Below are 17,504 nucleotides of genomic sequence, written 5' to 3' on the forward strand. Positions count from 1 at the left end.
CCCGCGCCGGACGCGGCACCCCGGGCCCGGCGCCGGGCGGGGCCGCGTCCGCCCGCGGCATGGTTCGGAGCCGAACTCCGCCGGATCCCCACCACCCACAAAATCGTGGCGCTCACCTTCAACGCCGCCTGGGACGAGGCCGGCATCGACATCGTCCTGGCCGAGCTGCGCCGGCGTAGGCTGCCCGCCACCTTCTTCCCCACCGGCGCGTTCGCGCGGGCCCACCCCGCCGCCGTGCGGGCCATGGCCGCCGCCCACGGCCTCGGCAACCACTCGTACAGCCACCCGTACTTCGACGACCTCGACACCTCGGAGCGGCGGGAGGAGGTCCGTCGGGCCGACGCGGCGATCCGGGAGGCCTCCGGCGCCGAGCCGCTGCCGTTCTTCCGGTTCCCGTACAGCGCGACCACGGACGAGTCCGTAGCCGACGTCAACGACCTCGGCTACGCGGTGATCGAGTTCACCACCGACACCAACGGGTACCTCGGCCCCGACGGCGGGATGACCGTGGACCGGGTGGTCCGCCGGGCCGTCGACGCCCTCGCCCCCGGCGCCGTCCTGCAGATGCACGTCGGCAGCAACAACGGCGACGGGGGTTCGTCCTCGACGCCCTGGCCCTGCCCCGGATCATCGACGCGGCCCAGGAGGCCGGCTACGCGATCACCGACCTCCGCGGCTTCCTCACCGAAGCGGGCGACGTGCCGGACTGACCCGGCGGCCCCTCACGACACGATGTCCTTGCGCGAGAACCCGCGGAACGCGAGGGCGAACAGCACCACCGCGTACGACACCGACACCACGGTCCCCTTGATCATCCCGCCCCATTCCAGCTGCGGCTGCAAGGCGTCCGCCCACGCGAACTGCCAGTGCGCGGGCAGGAACTCGCGCCACGACCCCAGGGCCGTCACCGCGTCGAGCACGTTCCCGACGATCGTCAGCCCCACGGCCCCGCCGACCGCGCCCAGCGGCGCGTCCGTCCGGGTCGACAGCCAGAACGCCAGCCCCGCCGTCACCAGCTGCGACACGAAGACGAAGGCGACGGCCAGGGCGAGGCGCGGCAGGGTGTCGGCGGCGGCCAGCGCCCCGCCCGTCGGCAGCTTCAGCGGCCCCCACCCGTACGCCGCAGTCCCCGCGGCCAGCGCCACCACCGGCAGCAGCACGATCGCGCCGAGGCTGAACGCCAGCGCCACCACCAGCTTGCTCCACAGCAGCCGTGCCCGCGGTACCGGCGCGGCCAGCAGGTAGCGCAGCGAGGACCAGCCGGCCTCCGAGGCCACCGTGTCCCCGCAGAACAGTGCCACCGGCACCACCAGCAGGAAGCCGGCCGACACGAACAGGCAGGTCGCCGCGAAGTTCGCGCCCGACGCCGTCGCCGTGTCGATCAGGCTGATCCGGCCGTTCCCGCCACCGGGACCGTCGTTCGGCCCGCCGCCCACCGCGAACGCGATGATCATGACGAAGGGCAGTGCGGCCAGCACCCCGCCCATCACCAGCGTCCGCCGCCTGCGCCACTGCCGCAGCGCCTCCACGCGCAACGGCAGCGTCCGCCCCGGCTCGTAGCCGGGCGCGGTCTCCTGGACGGCACTCATGCCGTACCTCCGATCAGGGTGAGGAAGGCGTCCTCCAGCCGGCGGTGGGGGCCCACCGCCGAGACCGGCACGTCCAGCCGTACGAGTTCGGCGATCAGGGCGGCGGGCGTCGCGCCGTCGAGCCGTACGAGGATCCCGCCGTCCCCGGCCACCGCCGAGGCCACGCCCTCCAGGGCCGCGACCTTTTCGACGACGGTCTCCTCCACCGGTCCCTCCACCCCGACGAGCAGGGTGTCCCCGCCGCCGGTGATCTCGGCGACCTCGCCCGCCCGCACCAGCCGGCCGCGGTCCATGACCACCAGGTGCGTGCAGGACTGCTCCACCTCGGACAACAGGTGGCTGGAGACGATGACCGTCCGGCCGCCCGCGGCGTAACGGATCATCACGTCGCGCATCTCGCGGATCTGCGGCGGGTCCAGACCGTTGGTCGGCTCGTCGAGGATCAGCAGGTCCGGCATGCCCAGCATGGCCTGCGCGATGGCGAGGCGCTGCCGCATGCCCTGCGAGTAGGTGCGCACGGCCCGCTCCAGGGCGTCGCCCAGCCCGGCGATCTCCAGGGCCTCCGCCATGTGCGCGTCGCCCGCCGGCCGGCCGGTGGCCTGCCAGTACAGCTCCAGATTGGCCCGGCCCGTCAGGTGCGGAAGGAAACCGGCACCCTCCACGAAGGCGCCGACGCGCGAGAGCACGGGCGCGCCGGGCCGGATCGGCTGCCCGAACACCCGGATCTCCCCGGCGTCCGGTGTGATCAGCCCCATCAGCATGCGCAGGGTGGTGGTCTTCCCGGCCCCGTTCGGCCCCAGCAGACCGAGCACCTGGCCCTTCTCCACCCGGAAGGACAGGTCCCGCACCGCGTAGCGGTCCTGAGCCTTCGCGTACCGCTTCGTCAGCCCGGTGATGTCCAGCGGTACGTCGGCCGCCGCGGGTTCGGGCTGCGCTGCGCCCGCCCGCACCGCCGCGCGGCCCCCGCCGGTGCGCCGGATCCCGAGCAGCCCCGCGGCCACCGCCAGCGCGCCGAGCGGCAGCCACCAGGTCCAGGCGGCCAGGCCGGCCGCCGCCGTGCGGACCCCGTCGGCGACGGGCACGGCCAGCGGCCCCCGCGCCGAGACCGTGTACGCGGCCGGGGCGGCGGGGGAGGCGTACCCGAGGTCGGTGGCGGCGACCACCACCCGCAGCCGGTGCCCGGCCTGGACGGAGTGGTCGATCGCCGGGAGCCGCAGCGAGACGTCGCGGCCCTGACCGGCGTCCTCCACCCGTACGGGGGCGACCAGCTGACCGGGCAGCACCTGCTGACGGCCGTCGGGCCCGACGTCGTACACCTTGCCGAACAGGACCGCGGAGCCGTCCGCAGCCGTCGACCTCACGTTCAGGGTGAGGGTCGGGGTGCCGGTGACCCGGAGTTCCTCCGTCAGCGGCTCCGACTCGAACCGGGCGTTCTGCCCCGGGAAGTCCAGCGACAGCCCGGCGCCGAGGGCGGCGAACTGCCCGCCGATGCCGGGCAGCGTGGAGATCGCGGGCGGGGCGCCGCCCGCCGGATTCGCGAAGGTCTGCTCCCGCCCGGACAGCGCGAAGGGGCGCGGGGCGGAGGTCAGACCGGGGTAGCGGTCGGAGCTCGCGCCCCGCAGTTTGACCTGCCCGTCGGTGGAATCGACGCCGCCGGAGCGCGAGACCCGGAAGGCCGGGCCGGTGTCCGCGGCATGGTCCCCCTTGAGGTGGCGGTCGAACCAGGCCTTCACCCGGGCCTCGACGCGGCCCGACTCGCGCATGCCGCCGTCGTGTCCGCCGGCCGCCCAGTCCACCGAGACGGGGGCGCCGTTCGCCGCGATGGTCCGGGCCATGGCGTCGGCCTGGTCCAGCGGGAAGAGGGAGTCGTCCTGGCCCTGCACGATCAGGGTGGGCACCTTGATCCGGTCGCCCACCGCCGAGGGGCTGCGCCGCTCCAGCAGCTCGCGCGCCTCGGCGTCCGGCTTCCCGGCCACCGCGACGCGCTCGTACATGGCGCACAGCTGCGGCTCGAACCGGCCGCAGCCGGGGGCCGCCGCGGGGGCGGGCGGACCGGCGTTCGCGGCCGTCGGCTGGAGGCCGCCCGCGGCACCGGTGGTGAAGAAGATCCCGGCCCACAGCTTCTTGAAGACGCCCTGCGGGAACAGGGCGTCCGCGAGGTTCCAGTACGTGATCTGCGGGGCGATGGCGTCCACCCGCCGGTCGTACCCGGCGGCCAGCAGTGCGACGGCCCCGCCGTACGAGGCCCCGGCCACGCCCACGCGCGGGTCGCCGTCGGCGTCCAGGCGCACCTCGGGCCTGCGGGCCAGCCAGTCGATCAGCGCGGAGACGTCCTTCACCTCGTGCTCGGGATCGTTCAGCCCGATCTTGCCGCCGGAGCGGCCGAAGCCGCGCGCCGACCAGGTCATGACGGCGTAGCCGTCGCGGGCCAGCCGCTCCGCCTGGGCCCGTACGTCGTCCTTGCTGCCGCCGAAACCGTGCCCGAGAAGCACCGCGGGGCGCCTTTCCCCGCCCTCCCCGGCCGTGAAGTAGGAGGTGTCGATCCCGGCGCCCGGCGGTTCCAGGCCCGGCACCTTCAGCATCTGGTCCTGGCGGTGCACGGCCGGCGCGTCCCCGGAGGCGGCGGCCGCCGTCCAGGTACCGGCGCCGGCCAGGACCGCGAGGGCGGCGACGCCGGCGAGCAGGCGGTCGCGGCGCCGACGGGGCAGTCGTGGCTTCATACGGGAACACTAAAGCCAGAGATCGCCGTGCGCGGGCTCCCTCAGGGGGAGCCCCGCCCCTTCTCCAGGACTACACGGCCGGGCCCGGCCTACCGCGTCCGCGGTACGCGCCGCCCGGTCCCGGGCACGCGCCGCAGTGCCCGGCCGCGTACGCGCCGCAGTCCCCGGCCGCGCGGAGCCGCGGCACCCGGCCGCGGTCCTCATCGCCGCGCGCGGGCCGCCCGCACCTCCGACCTGCGTGCCGGCCCGGGCGGCGGGAGGATGGGCCGCATGCTGCTGGCCGAGGTCGCGCGCGTGTCCCGGGAGGTCGCCGGGACCGCCGCCCGTTCTCACAAGACCGCCCTGCTCGCGCAACTGTTCGCGTCCGCCCCCGCCGAGGAGGCCGGCCTGGTCGTCTCCTACCTCTCCGGCCGCCTCCCGCAGGGCCGCCCGGGCATCGGGTGGCGCACCCTCGGCCGGGACACGGCCCCGGCGCCGCTGCCCTCCCTGAGCGTACGGGCCGTGGACGCGGCCGTGTCCGAGCTGGCCGCGGTCGCGGGCCCCGGCGCGCAGGCGGAGCGGCGCCGGATCGTCGACGGCCTGCTGGGCGCCGCCACCGTCGATGAGCAGGCGTTCCTGCGCGGCCTGCTGTCCGGGGAGGTGCGCCAGGGGGCCCTGGACGCAGTGGCCCTGGAAGGCGTGGCCAAGGCCGCCGGGGTACCGGCCGCGGACCTGCGCCGGGCCGTGATGCTGGAGGGCTCGCTGGCCCGGGCGGCCTCGGCGGTACTGAGCGGAGGGGCCGCGGCGCTGCGCGGGGTGACCCTGCGCGTCGGGCAGCCCGTGCGGCCGATGCTCGCCGGAACCGCCCGGTCGGTGGCCGACGCCCTCGTCGCGCTGGGGCCCTGCGCCGTGGAGGAGAAGCTCGACGGGATCCGCGTCCAGGTCCACCGCTCGGGGGACGAGGTGCGGATCCACACCCGCTCGCTGGACGAGATCACCGACCGGCTGCCGGAGGTGGTGGAACTGGCGCGGAGCCTGCCGGGGGAGAGGTTCATCCTGGACGGCGAGGTCATCGGTCAGGACGTCGGCGGACGTCCGGTGCCCTTCCAGGAGATCGCGAGCCGGGTCGGCTCCCGGGTGGACGTGGCGGCGGCCCGGCGCGCCCTCCCGGTCCACGCGTACTTCTTCGACCTGCTGGCCCTCGGCGACCGGGTGCTGCTCGACCTGCCCGTCCGCGAACGCCACGCGGCCCTCGCCGCCCTGGTCCCCGAGGCCTCGCGGGTGCGCCGGCTGGTGGTGGACGATCCGCGCGCCCGTACGGCCGAGGCCGAGGAGTTCCTGGCCGGGGCGCTGGGCCGGGGCCACGAGGGGGTCGTCGTCAAGGCGCTGGACTCGGCCTACGCGGCCGGCCGGCGCGGCAAGCGCTGGCTGAAGGTCAAACCCGTGCACACCCTCGACCTGGTCGTGCTCGCCGCCGAGTGGGGCCACGGCCGCCGCACCGGCCTGCTCTCGAACCTGCACCTGGGCGCGCGGACCGCCGACGGCGCGTACGCGATGCTCGGCAAGACGTTCAAGGGGCTGACGGACGAGATGCTGCGCTGGCAGACCGGGCGGCTGACCGAGCTGGCGCAGGGGGACGACGGCTTCACCGTCCGGGTCCGGCCGGAACTGGTGGTGGAGATCGCCTACGACGGACTCCAGCGCTCCCCCCGCTACCCGGCCGGTGTCGCCCTGCGTTTCGCCCGGGTCCTGCGCCACCGGCCGGACAAGAGCGCCGAGCAGGCGGACACCGTGGAGACGGTCCTGGAGCAGGGAGGCGCCCGTTTCACGTGAGGAGGGCGTGGAACGGGGCGGTTTTGCCTCAGAGGCAAGAAAATTGCCAGCGGGGTAAGAATCTGACTCAATCAGGGGTATGAACCCCCGAGCCGAGGGCCCGGACCGCCATGACGACGGCCTGCCCGACGACCTGCCCGCGGTCGCGCCGCAGCTGCGTGAGCTGCGCCGACGCGCGGGCCTCACGCTGGAGGCCGCCGCGGCCAGGGCCCGGCTCTCGCCCGCGCACCTGTCCCGCCTGGAGACCGGACGGCGCCAGCCCTCGCTGCCGCTGCTGCTCGGGCTCGCCCGCACCTACGGTACGACGGTCTCCGAGCTGCTGGGTGAGAATCCGGCCGTCGCCGATCCCATCGTACGGGCCGGTGGTCCCGGGGCCCGCGAGGCCGACGGGTGGACGTACTGGCAGGCCGGGGGCTCCGGACGGGGGATGCAGGCGCTGCGCGTGCACGTGCCCCAGGGGCGCAGCCAGGGCGAGCTGGTCCGGGTCCACCCCGGGGAGGAGTGGCTGTACGTGCTGACCGGACAGCTGCGGCTGCACCTGGGGGAGACCGAGTACCTGCTGGAGCCGGGGGACAGTGCGCACTTCGACTCGCTGACCCCGCACCGGATCGCCGCGCCGGGCCACGGCGGAGCCGAGCTGCTGTTCGTCCACACCCTGCTGCAGAGCAATCTCGCCGGGCTGTGCCTCGGCGCCGCCACCACGCAGCACCGTTAGCCGAGGAGCCGTACCCATGACCAAGGAGGAGAACATGTCCACCACGTCCGAGAAGACCGTGGCCACGTCCGGGGCGAAGGGCACCGGGGCCGAGGAGACCGGCACCACGGCCGGCACCACGGCCGGGACCGCCGCCGCCACCACGGGCGACATCGCCACCGGCACCACGGCCGGGACCGCCGCCGGCACCGACGCCGCGGCCGAGCCGGCCGGTCTGCTGGGCCGCATCGAGTCGCGGTTCCCCCGCGGCCTGGTCATCCGGCTGATCGCGTACCTCTTCGTCGGCCACCTCTTCGCCTTCTTCGTCTACCTCCTCTTCGTGCTGGGCGGCCAGAACCAGTAGCCGCGCCCCTCCGGGTTCCCGCCGGGCACCACCGGGACGTCCGGCCGGGTCCCCGGGAAGAGGCCGTCACCCGGCACCCCCGGTCCCGGCACCCCCGGACTCCTCGCCCCCGGCCGCCGCCGGTGGCTCCAGCGGTGGCGCACCGACCGGGCACTGCATGCGGCACTGCTGGTGCGGGTGGGGCTCCCCGGGCGCAGGGGAGCGTACGGTCGCCCACGCCAGGGCCGCCCCCACCAGCAGGGCCCCCGCGCACCAGGGCATGGCGCGGTCGAAGGCGGCGTCGAAGGCCTCCGCCGACCGGTAGGCGTCCGGGCCCATCCCCGCCAGCAGCGGCAGCGCCGCCACCGCGAGGAGCCCGGCGGCCCGCGCGGCGGCGTTGTTGATGCCGCTGGCCAGGCCCGCCCGGCCCGGGTCCACCGAGGCCAGGACGGTCGCCGTCAGCGGAGCCACCAGGGTGACCATTCCGGAGCCCATCACCACCATGGCCGGCAGCACGTCCTGTACGTAGGAGGCGTCCGGGCCGATCCGCAGGGTCAGCAGCATCCCGGCCGCGCACAGCAGCGGCCCCACCGTGAGCGGGATCCGCGGCCCGATCCGCTCCCCGAGCGCGGCCGAGCGGGCCGACAGCAGCAGCATCAGCAGGGTGGTCGGGAGCAGCGCGGCCCCGGAAGCCAGTGCCGAGTATCCGGCCACCACCTGGAGCTGGAGCACGATGAGGAAGAAGAACCCGGCGAAGGCCGCGTAGACGCACAGGGTGACCAGGTTGACGGCGGTGAACAGCCGGGAGGCGAAGATGTCCGGCGGAACCATCGGATCCGGCCGGTGTCGCTCCACGTACACGAAGGCGGCGCCCAGCAGGACCCCGCCCACCGCCGCGGCCACGACCAGCGCCGACCCGCTCGTGGCCTCGATCAGGGCGTAGGTGATCAGGGCCAGGGACCCGGCGCCCAGCACCGCCCCGGCCACGTCGAACCGCCCGTGCGCCGCCGGGTCCCGCGATTCCGGTACGTGTCTCAGCGCCACCGGCACGCACAGCGCGGCGACGGGCACGTTCAGCAGGAACACCCACCGCCAGCCCGGCCCGTCCACCAGCCACCCGCCGAGGAACGGCCCCACCGCGGCGCCCACCCCGCCGAACCCCGACCACAGGCCGACGGCGCGGGCCCGGTCGTCGGAGTGGATGGACCCCTGGATCAGCGCCAGCGAACCGGGCGTCAGCAGGGCGCCGCCGATGCCCTGGAAGGCGCGGGCGGCGATCAGCACCCCGGCGCCGGGCGCGAGTCCGCACACCAGCGAGCCCGCCGCGAACCACACCACCCCGAGCACGAAGATCCGGCGCCGCCCGAACCGGTCGCCGAGCGCCCCGCCCACCAGGATCAGCCCGGCCAGGGTCAGCAGGTAGGCGTTCACGGTCCACTGGAGCACCGCCAGGTCGGCGCCGAGATCGGCGCCGATGGTCGGGAGCGCCACGTTGACGACGGTCGAGTCCAGCATCGCCATGCTCGACCCGAGCACGGTGGCGAGCACGATCCACCGCCCCTGGGCGGACCGCAGCGGAACACCGGGCACGGGTTGGGTCATGCCCCCAGGCTGGCGCGCCCCGCCCGGAAGGGCCACCCGGCGGGCGGAAGCCGCCTGCGGACCGGCGCGAAGTCGGCCGGATAGGCCCTCTTGTGAAGGGCATGACAGCCCACTCACCATGATCCGCGCACGTCACGCGCACCCTTCCCGCACAACCAGCACCCCGGCGTACGAGGAGATCACACGTGGCCCCACGCAACCGACGACGATCCTTGCGCGCGGCGCTCGCCGCCCTCACCTCCGTCCTGCTCCTGCCCCTCGGCGCGGGGGTCGCCGCAGCCGCCCCGGAACCGGGCCCCGCGCCGGGCGCCGCCGAGCGGAAGATCGAGCCCGCCCTCCGCGCCCGGCTCGAAGGCTCCGACAAGGCCGTCTTCTGGGTCTACCTCGACAGCGCCGCCGACCTGAGCGCCGCGCGGAAGGCCCCGACCCGCACCGCCAAAGCAGAAACGGTTCTGCGGACGAAGCGGGACCACGCCGCGCGCACCCAGGCCGAGGTGCTCAAGGCCCTGGACGGGGCGAAGGCCGAGTACACCTCGTACTGGATCGTCAACGCGGTCCGCGTCGTCGGCACCCAGAAGCTGGCCGGGGCCCTCGCCCAGCGCCCCGAGGTATCCCGCATCGACGCCGACGACAAGCTCTCCCTCCCCAAACCGGCGGAGGGAACCCGCGAGAAGACCGCCGCCGACGCCGTCGAGTGGAACGTCGACCGCATCAAGGCCCCACAGGTGTGGGACGGACTCGGGGTGCGCGGCGAGGGCATCGTCGTCGCCAACATCGACAGCGGCGTCGACTACACCCACCCCGCCGTGAACAACCAGTACCGGGGCAAGAAGGCGGACGGCACCTACGACCACAACTACAACTGGTTCGACCCCGCGGGCGTCTGCGCGGGCGCGGCGCCCTGCGACAACAACGACCACGGCACCCACACCATGGGCACCATGGTCGGCGACGACGGCGGCGCCAACAAGATCGGCGTGGCCCCCGGCGCCCGGTGGATCGCCGCCAAGGGCTGCGAGACCAACTCCTGCTCCGAGGCCTCCCTGCTCGCCTCCGGCCAGTGGATCGTCGCCCCGACCGATCTGAACGGCCAGAACCCGCGGCCCGACCTGGCCCCGCACGTGGTCAACAACTCCTGGGGCAGCTCCGCCCACGACGACTGGTACCAGCAGGTCGTCGACACCTGGCGCGCCGCCGGCATCTTCCCCGCCTTCTCCAACGGGAACGCCGGACCCGGTTGCGCCACCAGCGGATCGCCCGGCGACTACGCGAGCTCCTACAGTTCCGGCGCCTTCGACGTGAACGGCGCCATCGCCTCCTTCTCCTCGCGGGGCGCCGGCCCCGGCGGCATCGTCAAGCCGAACATCGCCGCCCCCGGCGTCAACGTCCGCTCCTCCGTCCCCGGCGGCGACTACGAGGCCTTCTCCGGCACCTCCATGGCCTCCCCGCACACCGCCGCCACGGTGGCCCTGCTCTGGTCGGCCGCTCCCGCCCTCGAAGGCGACGTCGCACAGACCGAGGCGCTGCTCGACGGCACGGCCCAGGACACCGAAGCCGCCCAGTGCGGCGGCACCACCGCCGACAACAACGTCTTCGGCGAGGGCCGCCTCGACGCCCTGGCCGCGGTGAACGCCGCCCCGCGCGGCGCCGTCGGCGCCCTCGGCGGTACGGTCCGCACCGACGGCGGCGAGCCCGTCGCGGGCGCCGGGGTCACCGCCCACGGTCCGATCGACCGGACGGCCACCACCGCCGCCGACGGCAGCTACCGCTTCCCCTCCCTCTCGGTCGGCGCGTACGCGCTCACCGCCTCGAAGTTCGGCTACGGACAGCGCGAAGCCGCCGCGACGGTCACCGAGAACGCCACCGCCACCGGTGACTTCACCCTCACCCAGGCCGCCACCGGCAAGGTCACCGGCACCGTCTCCTCCGCCGCCGGGCCCGCCGCCGGCGCCTCGGTCACCATCGTGGACACCCCGGTGACCGCCACCGCCGACGCGCAGGGCCGTTTCGAGGTCACCCTGCCGCACGGCACCTACGACGTGAACGCCACCCACTCCTCGCGCTGCCTCACCGGCGGCACCGCCAAGGTCGCCGTCGCCGGGGACACCACCGTCGCGGTCACCCTCCCCGAGCGCACCGACGGCTACGGCTACGCCTGCGCCGCCGCGGGCGACCGCCCCTACGCGGGCGGCGACCGGCAGCTCGCGCTGACCGGCGACAACACCACCGAGCGGGTCGACCTGCCCTTCCCCCTCCCGCTGTACGGGAAGACGTACGGTCAGGCCTGGATCGGCACCAACGGCACGGTCAGCTTCGGCGGCAACCACACCGGCGACGTCAACGGGGACATCCCGAGCACCGCGACACCCAACGCGGCCCTGTACCCCTTCTGGGACGACCTCGTCGTCGGCCCGGCCGGCAGCGGCTCGGGCGTCTTCACCGCCGTCACCGGCACCGCGCCGCACCGCAGTTACGTGATCGAGTGGCGCAAGGTGTCCCACTGGTCGGCGCAGGCCGACACCTTCTCCTTCTCCGCGGCCATCGGCGAGGACGGCAACGTCACCTACTCCTACAAGGGGACCGGCGGCACCGGCATCAAGGGCGGCTCCTCCGCCACCATCGGGGTGGAGAACGCGGCCGGCACCGACGCGTTCCGGTACTCCTTCAACACGGCCGTGCTCACCGACGGCCTGTCCATCGGCTTCCGGACCACCCGCAGCGGAGTCGTCACGGGCCGGGTGCTCGACGCCAACGACGGTGACGGCGTCGGCGGCGCCACGGTGACCGTCGGCAGCGGCGACACGGCCGTCTCCGCCACCACCGCAGCGGACGGCGGCTACGTGGTCCAGAGCCCCTCGGGCTCCCGCGGACTCTCCGTGACCGCCCCGGCGTACGAGTCCGCGCAGGGCTCCGTCGAGGTCAAGGCGGCCGACGTCACCCCGGTGACCCGGTCCCTGCGCACCGGCAAGGTGACCGCGGACCGGCCGGCCGTGGAGCTGGTCCTCCCCGCCGGCCAGAGCCGCACCCGCGGCCTCGACCTCACCAACCCCGGACTCGGCACCGCCTTCACGGTCTCCGAGGACGCGCCCTGGCTGACGGCGACCCCGGCCGACGGCACCCTCCCGACCGGCGGCAAGGCCACGCTCGCCCTGGCCGTGGACACGACCGGACTCACGCCCGGCAGCGTCCTGACCACCGATCTGAAGATCACCTCGGCCAGTGGCCGGGCCCCCGTCCTCACCGTCCCCGTCAAGGTCGTGGTCCCGCGCTATCAGGCGGCCCTCGACGCGGGCTCCGACTACACGGCCACCGACGCGGCCGGCGACCCCTGGTCCCCGGACCGCAAGTACACCCCGGGCTCGTACGGCTACCAGGGCGACGCCACCGTCCGCTCCACCGGGCACGCCATCGCCGGGACCCCGGACCGGCGACTCTTCCGCAACGCCCGCGAGGGCATGTACGAGTACCGCTTCGACAACGTCCCGAACGGCACCTACACGGTGGAACTCGGCTTCGCCGAACTCTCCTCCACCCGCCCCGACAAGCGCGTCTTCGACGTCCTCGCCGAGGGCGCGCAGGTGCTGCCCTCCCTGGACATCTCCCTGGAGGCGGGCACGTACACGGCCCTGACCAGGACCTACACGGTCAAGGTCACCGACGGCGTGCTCAACCTGCGCTTCGTCACGCACAACGGCTACGGCAAACCCCTGGTCAACACCCTCCGCGTGACCGACCGCCCCGACAAGTCCTAGCCGCCCGCCGCCCCCCGTCCCCGCATTCGGGTGGCGGGGGGCGACAGGGGCGCGACCTGCGCGGGAGGGCTGGCGGGGGCACGTAGCGTGCCCGGCATGATGACGCGCCGCTTGCAGGCGGGCCCCATCGAGGCCCTCGTCCGCCGCGCCGACCCGGACGCCGTCTGGGCGGCGGGTTCGGCGGACTCCGTCCACGCGGGCTCGCCCGGCGACGGTGACACCCCCCTCGACGTCGGCGGACTCACGGCCGTGCTCGCGCTGTGGCCCGTCCTCGGGAGCCTCGTCGCCGCCGGGGACCTCGCGCTGCACACCCCGCTGACCGCCTACGGGGAAGGGGCCGTGGCGGGACCGCCCGGCGCCGCCACCGCCCACCACCTGCTCACGCACGGCGAGGGGCCGCCCGCCCTCGCCGCCCTCACCCGCCTCGCCGAACACCTCACCGGCACCCCGCTGGCCGAGTGCGCCACGACCCGCATCTGGCGGCCGCTCGGCATGGACCGCACCCGGTTCGCCGACGGCACCCTGTACGCCCCGCTCGCCGACCTCGTCCGCTTCCCGCGCCACCTGCTGTCCACCGCCGACCATCCCATCAGCCGGGCCTGGACGGCGGAATCCCTGCGCATCCGCACCGGCGAACTCACCCCCTCCCGCGGCCTGCTCTGGCACCCCGCCCCCGCCGGAGTGTGGGCCCACCACCCGCCGACCGCCACCGGCCCGGCACTGTGGGTCTCCCCGCGGCACGACCGCTGGGCCGCCCTGCTGCCCGGCGCCGCGCCCGCCCCCGCGCCCCATCCCGCCGCCGCGTTGCGCACCGCGTTCCGCGAGGCGGTCTTCTGTACAACTCCCGCCGCCTGAAGGGCTGTTGTACGATCCGGCCACGATGACGAAGACGCACTGGAAGAACCCCGACGCGCCCCGGCCCCCGACCCCCTGGGACGAGATCACCCCCGGCCTCTGGATGGGCGGCCACGTCTACGCCGACGCCGACGGCGAGTTGCGCCCCGCCGTCGTCACCGACGAGTTCGACCTCGTGATCAGCCTCTACACCCGGCCCGGCCACGGCCCCGGCCCGGCTGCCGAACACCTGGTCGGGGAGATGCCCGACGCGCCCCTCGACGCCGCCCAGATCGCCACCGTCCGGCGCCTGGCCGACACGGCGCGACGGGCCCTGGACGAGGGGCGCAGGACGCTGGTGCGCTGCTACTACGGGTACAACCGCTCCGGCCTCGTGGTCGCCCAGTGCCTGGTCGGCCGGGGGGCTACGGCCAAAGAGGCGGTCGGCCTCATCCGGAGCAGGCGCTCCCCGTGGGCCCTGCACAACCAGGTCTTCACCGACTACCTCGACACCGGGCTGGACGCCGCGTCCCTGCTCGCCGGCCCGGACCCACTCCCGTAGCGCAGTCGGAGCGCGCGCCGGGAGGGGGCGACGTACGGTGATGCCGGAGTCACCATCCGCCGCCGCCCGGCCCGTGCCGCGGTCCGCGGACGGAGGCCCGGCACCCAGCCGCCGTCCCAGCCGCACCCCCGCGAGGAGCCCATGTCCGACGCCGTGACCGCGCAGGCCACCGACCCGGACGTGGAGGCCCTCGATGCCTTGTGCCGGGACCTCGCCGAGGCCGCCGACGCCGTGGGCGAGGCCGCCCGGTACGCCTCCGGGCTCGCCCTCGGCGCCCGGCTTCCGGCCGCCGCTCTCGTCGGATGCGGCGGTGGCAGGCCGCGCCGGGCCTGGCGGACCCTGCTGCGCACCCTCACGGACCCGGCCGGTCTCGGCTGGGCCCCGCGCGGGCGGGGGGTGGCGCGGGCCGGGTGGTTCGCCGGGATCCTGGCCCGCCGGGAGAACCTCGCCGTGACCACCGCCGTCTGCGGGCTCAAGGCGCGGATCCACGTCGCCGGGGTGGGCCGCCCCGACCTCCTCGCGAACCCGGACTGCGCCGCGGTCCTGCGGGCGGTGGCGGAGGGGCGGCAGGGCGAGGCGGCCCGGGCGTTCCGGACCCTCCTGCGCGAACGGGGCGCCGGGGAGGCCTTCACCCTGCTGGCCCCGACCTTCGCGGACGTCCTGGCGTGGCACGCCCTGACCGACGAGAACCCCTTCAACGACCACGCGGGCTGGCAGGTGGCCACCGGCCGGGCCGTGACCGCCGAACCGCTCCTCGGTATGGGCGCCGCGCTGCGCGCGTTCTTCTCCCGGGGCGGCGGCACGGACGACGGCCCCGGCTCCGGCACCGGGCTGCTGGAGGCGCTCGACACCAGCGGCACCCTCGCCGGGTACGTCACCAACACGGGCCTGCTCGGGGCGAGCGACACCCTGCTGGTCCAGCGGGTGACCGGCCCCGGCGGCCGGCCCCGCCACGTGCTCCAACTGGCCGACCGGGACGCGTGGCGGGTGCGGGACGTGGTCCGCGCCGTACGGGGGCTGATCCCCTCCGGCGCCGAACTCGTCCTGGTCGGACACCGGCTGGGCGCCGTCACCGCCATGGACCTGGCCCGGGACCGCGACCTCACCGCCGTCTACCGCATCACGCACCTGTACGCCGTCGGCTCCCCGGCCGACGCCCGCACCCCCCTCGATCCGCGCACCCGCGTCCACCGGCTGGCCTCGGCGGGAGCCGTCGGAGGTGCCGGGTCCGCCGCCGACGGCCGGGTCACCGGGAGCCGGCTGCTCCCGCTCGGCGACGCGGAGCGCCCGCGTACGACGACTTCCCGGAGGAACCCGTGAGCGACGTGCCCCGGCTGCCCCCGGCCGCCCCCGCCGACGGTCTGCGCGGCCACTGCGCGACCCTGCGCTCCCACGCCCACCGGCTGCGGGCGGGCGCCGCCGCGCTCGAATGGCGGGGCCCTCAGGCCGACGCCCTCCGCGCCGAGGTCGCCGCCCTCGCGGACCGCTGCGCCCGGGCCGCGGACGGCTTCGCGCTCGCCGCCGCCCAGCTCGACGGCGTCCACGGCGGGGTCACAGCGCGAGTGACAACAGCAGGACGGAGCCCAGGCCGACCACCGAGATGACGGTCTCCATCACCGACCAGGTCTTGAGGGTCTGTCCGACGCTCATTCCGAAGTACTCCTTGACCAGCCAGAACCCGGCGTCGTTGACGTGGCTGAAGAACAGCGAGCCGCAGCCGATGGCCAGGACCAGCAGGGCGGTCTCCGTCGTGGACATGCCCGCTGCGAGGGGAGCCACGAGACCGGCCGCCGAGATGGTGGCGACCGTGGCCGATCCGGTGGCCAGCCGGATCGCCACCGCGATCAGCCAGGCCAGCAACAGGGTCGGGATGGACCAGCTCTTCGACAGGTCCAGGATCATCTGACCCACGCCGCAGTCGATGAGGGTCTGCTTGAACCCGCCGCCGGCGCCCACGATCAACAGGATGCCGGCGATCGGCGCGAGGGACTTCTCCACTGTCGAAGAGAGCCGTTCCCGGGTGAATCCGGCCGCCCGCCCGAGGGTGAACATCCCCACGAGTACGGCCGACAGGAGGGCGATCAGCGGGGATCCGGCGACGTCGGTGACCTTCTGCACCGCGTTGGCGGGATCGTTGACGACGATGTCGACCAGGGCCTTGACCAGCATCAGGACCACCGGCAGCAGCACGGTGAAGACCGTGGCTCCGAACCGGGGCCGGTGCGCCGCCCCTTCCGACGGACGCGCGGGGAGCATGTGCTCCGGGGCCGGTATGTCCACCCAGCGGGCGGCGTACCGGGAGAACAGCGGTCCGGCGATGATCACCGTCGGGACCGCGACGAGCACGCCGAGGGCGAGGGTGACGCCCAGGTTCGCGTGCAGGGCGTCGACGGCGACCAGCGGGCCCGGGTGCGGCGGGATCAGGCCGTGCATGACCGACAGTCCGGCCAGGGCCGGGATGCCGATGCGCATCAGCGAGTGGTTGCCCCGCTTGGCGACCAGCAGGACCACCGGGATCAGCAGCACGATGCCGACCTCGAAGAAGAGCGGCAGTCCGATCACCGAGGCGATCAGCACCATGGCCCAGGGCATCGACCGGCCCTTGGCGCGGGCCAGGATCGTGTCGACGATCTCGTCCGCGCCGCCGGAGTCCGCGAGGAGCTTCCCGAGGATCGCGCCGAGCGCGATCAGGACGCCGACGCCCGCGACCGTGGCGCCGAGGCCGGCGGTGAAGCTGGCGATCGTCTTGTTCAGCGGGGCGCCCGCGAAGGAGCCGAGGGCCAGCGAACCGACCGTCAGGGCCAGGAACGCGTGCATCTTGAGGCGGGTGATGAGCAGGACGATGACGGCGATGCCCAGCAGGACCGCGATGCCCAACTGGGCGTTTCCGGCCGAGGTTATGGGCTCGGGGGCGGCCGCCGCCAGTGTCTCGACGCGGAGACCGGTCACGGTGGGGTTCCTCACTCTGTTGAGGTGTGGGTGGGGGGAGGGGAGTGCTAGAGGCCGCGCAGGGCCGCGAGGGCCCGGGCGGTGATCTCCTCGGGGGTGCCGGCGACGTCGACGGCGACCCCCTGCTCGTCCGCCCCGAGCGGTTCGAGCGTGGCGAACTGGGAGTCGAGCAGCGTGGCGGGCATGAAGTGGCCATTGCGCGAGCGCATCCGCTCCTCGATCAACGCCCGTTCCCCGGTGAGGTGGACGAACACGGTCCCGGGTGCGGTGGCGCGCAGCCGGTCGCGGTAGTCGCGCTTGAGGCAGGAGGCGGCCACCACACCGCCGCCGTGCCCGGCCCGGTCGTGGATCCACTCGCCGACGGCGTCCAGCCAGGGCCTGCGGTCCTCGTCGTCCAGCGGGACGCCGGCGGACATCTTCGCCACGTTGGCCGCCGGATGGAAGGCGTCGCCCTCCGCGTAGGGGAGGCCGAGGGCCTCCGCGAGCAGCCGGCCCACGGTCGTCTTGCCCGTGCCGGTCACGCCCATCACCACAATGACGCGCTGGGAACCCACGCCGTACCTCGCTGTCCTCGTTGACCTAGGCCCGGGGCGGGGGAGGCCCGGGAGGGCACCACTGAACCTTATTAAGTAGTACTTAATCAAGGG

Annotated in this window: 13 protein-coding genes and 1 pseudogene; 9 read left to right on the top strand and 5 right to left on the bottom strand. The window is 74.8% G+C overall.

What is annotated here, in order from left to right; translation table 11 throughout:
- Positions 1 to 105: 105 nt before the first annotated feature.
- Positions 106 to 393, top strand: a pseudogene (locus tag ACEPPI_RS28160) (polysaccharide deacetylase family protein); the annotation flags it as partial.
- Between the two features lie 329 nt (positions 394 to 722).
- Here ACEPPI_RS28160 and ACEPPI_RS28165 read toward each other — a convergent pair.
- Complete coding sequence (locus ACEPPI_RS28165; RefSeq protein ID WP_356219995.1) at positions 723 to 1,589, bottom strand: ABC transporter permease; 867 nt, start codon at positions 1,587 to 1,589, stop codon at positions 723 to 725.
- Positions 1,586 to 4,309, bottom strand: a complete 2,724-nt coding sequence (locus ACEPPI_RS28170) for an alpha/beta fold hydrolase (protein ID WP_373918075.1) — start codon at positions 4,307 to 4,309, stop codon at positions 1,586 to 1,588. Before ACEPPI_RS28170 ends, ACEPPI_RS28165 begins: the two co-directional genes overlap by 4 nt.
- Before the next feature lie 270 nt (positions 4,310 to 4,579).
- On the opposite strand from ACEPPI_RS28170, the gene ACEPPI_RS28175 reads away from it, so the two are divergent.
- The 3 genes from ACEPPI_RS28175 (at position 4,580) to ACEPPI_RS28185 (ending at position 7,179) form a co-directional block, all read left to right on the top strand.
- Entirely contained in the window at positions 4,580 to 6,121 is a 1,542-nt protein-coding gene (locus tag ACEPPI_RS28175) for an ATP-dependent DNA ligase (protein ID WP_373918076.1), read from the top strand.
- A gap of 79 nt (positions 6,122 to 6,200) precedes the next feature.
- Positions 6,201 to 6,836, top strand: coding sequence for a helix-turn-helix domain-containing protein (locus ACEPPI_RS28180; protein ID WP_373918077.1), 636 nt, complete (start codon positions 6,201 to 6,203; stop codon positions 6,834 to 6,836).
- Between the two features lie 16 nt (positions 6,837 to 6,852).
- Entirely contained in the window at positions 6,853 to 7,179 is a 327-nt protein-coding gene (locus tag ACEPPI_RS28185) for a DUF6126 family protein (protein WP_373918078.1), read from the top strand.
- Between the two features lie 66 nt (positions 7,180 to 7,245).
- On the opposite strand, the gene ACEPPI_RS28190 is transcribed toward ACEPPI_RS28185, so the two are convergent.
- Positions 7,246 to 8,760, bottom strand: a complete 1,515-nt coding sequence (locus tag ACEPPI_RS28190; protein WP_373918079.1) for an MFS transporter — start codon at positions 8,758 to 8,760, stop codon at positions 7,246 to 7,248.
- A gap of 185 nt (positions 8,761 to 8,945) precedes the next feature.
- On the opposite strand from ACEPPI_RS28190, the gene ACEPPI_RS28195 reads away from it, so the two are divergent.
- From ACEPPI_RS28195 to ACEPPI_RS28215, 5 genes are all read left to right on the top strand, one after another.
- Positions 8,946 to 12,512: a S8 family serine peptidase gene (locus tag ACEPPI_RS28195; protein WP_373918080.1), complete on the top strand. Its 3,567-nt coding sequence runs from the start codon at positions 8,946 to 8,948 to the stop codon at positions 12,510 to 12,512.
- Positions 12,513 to 12,608: 96 nt separating this feature from the next.
- The gene (locus ACEPPI_RS28200) at positions 12,609 to 13,367 is read left to right on the top strand and encodes a hypothetical protein (RefSeq protein WP_373918081.1); all 759 of its coding nucleotides are present in this window, start codon (positions 12,609 to 12,611) and stop codon (positions 13,365 to 13,367) included.
- A gap of 25 nt (positions 13,368 to 13,392) precedes the next feature.
- Positions 13,393 to 13,908: a protein phosphatase gene (locus ACEPPI_RS28205; RefSeq protein WP_373918082.1), complete on the top strand. Its 516-nt coding sequence runs from the start codon at positions 13,393 to 13,395 to the stop codon at positions 13,906 to 13,908.
- 141 nt (positions 13,909 to 14,049) lie between these two features.
- Positions 14,050 to 15,228, top strand: a complete 1,179-nt coding sequence (locus ACEPPI_RS28210) for a hypothetical protein (RefSeq protein WP_373918083.1) — start codon at positions 14,050 to 14,052, stop codon at positions 15,226 to 15,228.
- Positions 15,225 to 15,512 (top strand): hypothetical protein, encoded by a 288-nt coding sequence (locus ACEPPI_RS28215; protein ID WP_373918084.1) that lies wholly within the window; start codon positions 15,225 to 15,227, stop codon positions 15,510 to 15,512. Before ACEPPI_RS28210 ends, ACEPPI_RS28215 begins: the two co-directional genes overlap by 4 nt.
- Here the strand turns inward: ACEPPI_RS28215 and ACEPPI_RS28220 are convergent.
- Positions 15,460 to 16,857: a gluconate:H+ symporter gene (locus ACEPPI_RS28220; protein WP_373918085.1), complete on the bottom strand. Its 1,398-nt coding sequence runs from the start codon at positions 16,855 to 16,857 to the stop codon at positions 15,460 to 15,462. The two genes, ACEPPI_RS28215 and ACEPPI_RS28220, sit on opposite strands and share 53 nt — an antisense overlap.
- Before the next feature lie 47 nt (positions 16,858 to 16,904).
- A complete protein-coding gene (locus tag ACEPPI_RS28225; RefSeq protein WP_373918097.1) occupies positions 16,905 to 17,384 on the bottom strand; it encodes a gluconokinase in 480 nt (159 codons plus the stop codon).
- Positions 17,385 to 17,504 lie beyond the last annotated feature (120 nt).

The sequence above is a fragment of the Streptomyces sp. AB3(2024) genome, assembly GCF_041862025.1.
Lineage (GTDB): Bacteria > Actinomycetota > Actinomycetes > Streptomycetales > Streptomycetaceae > Streptomyces.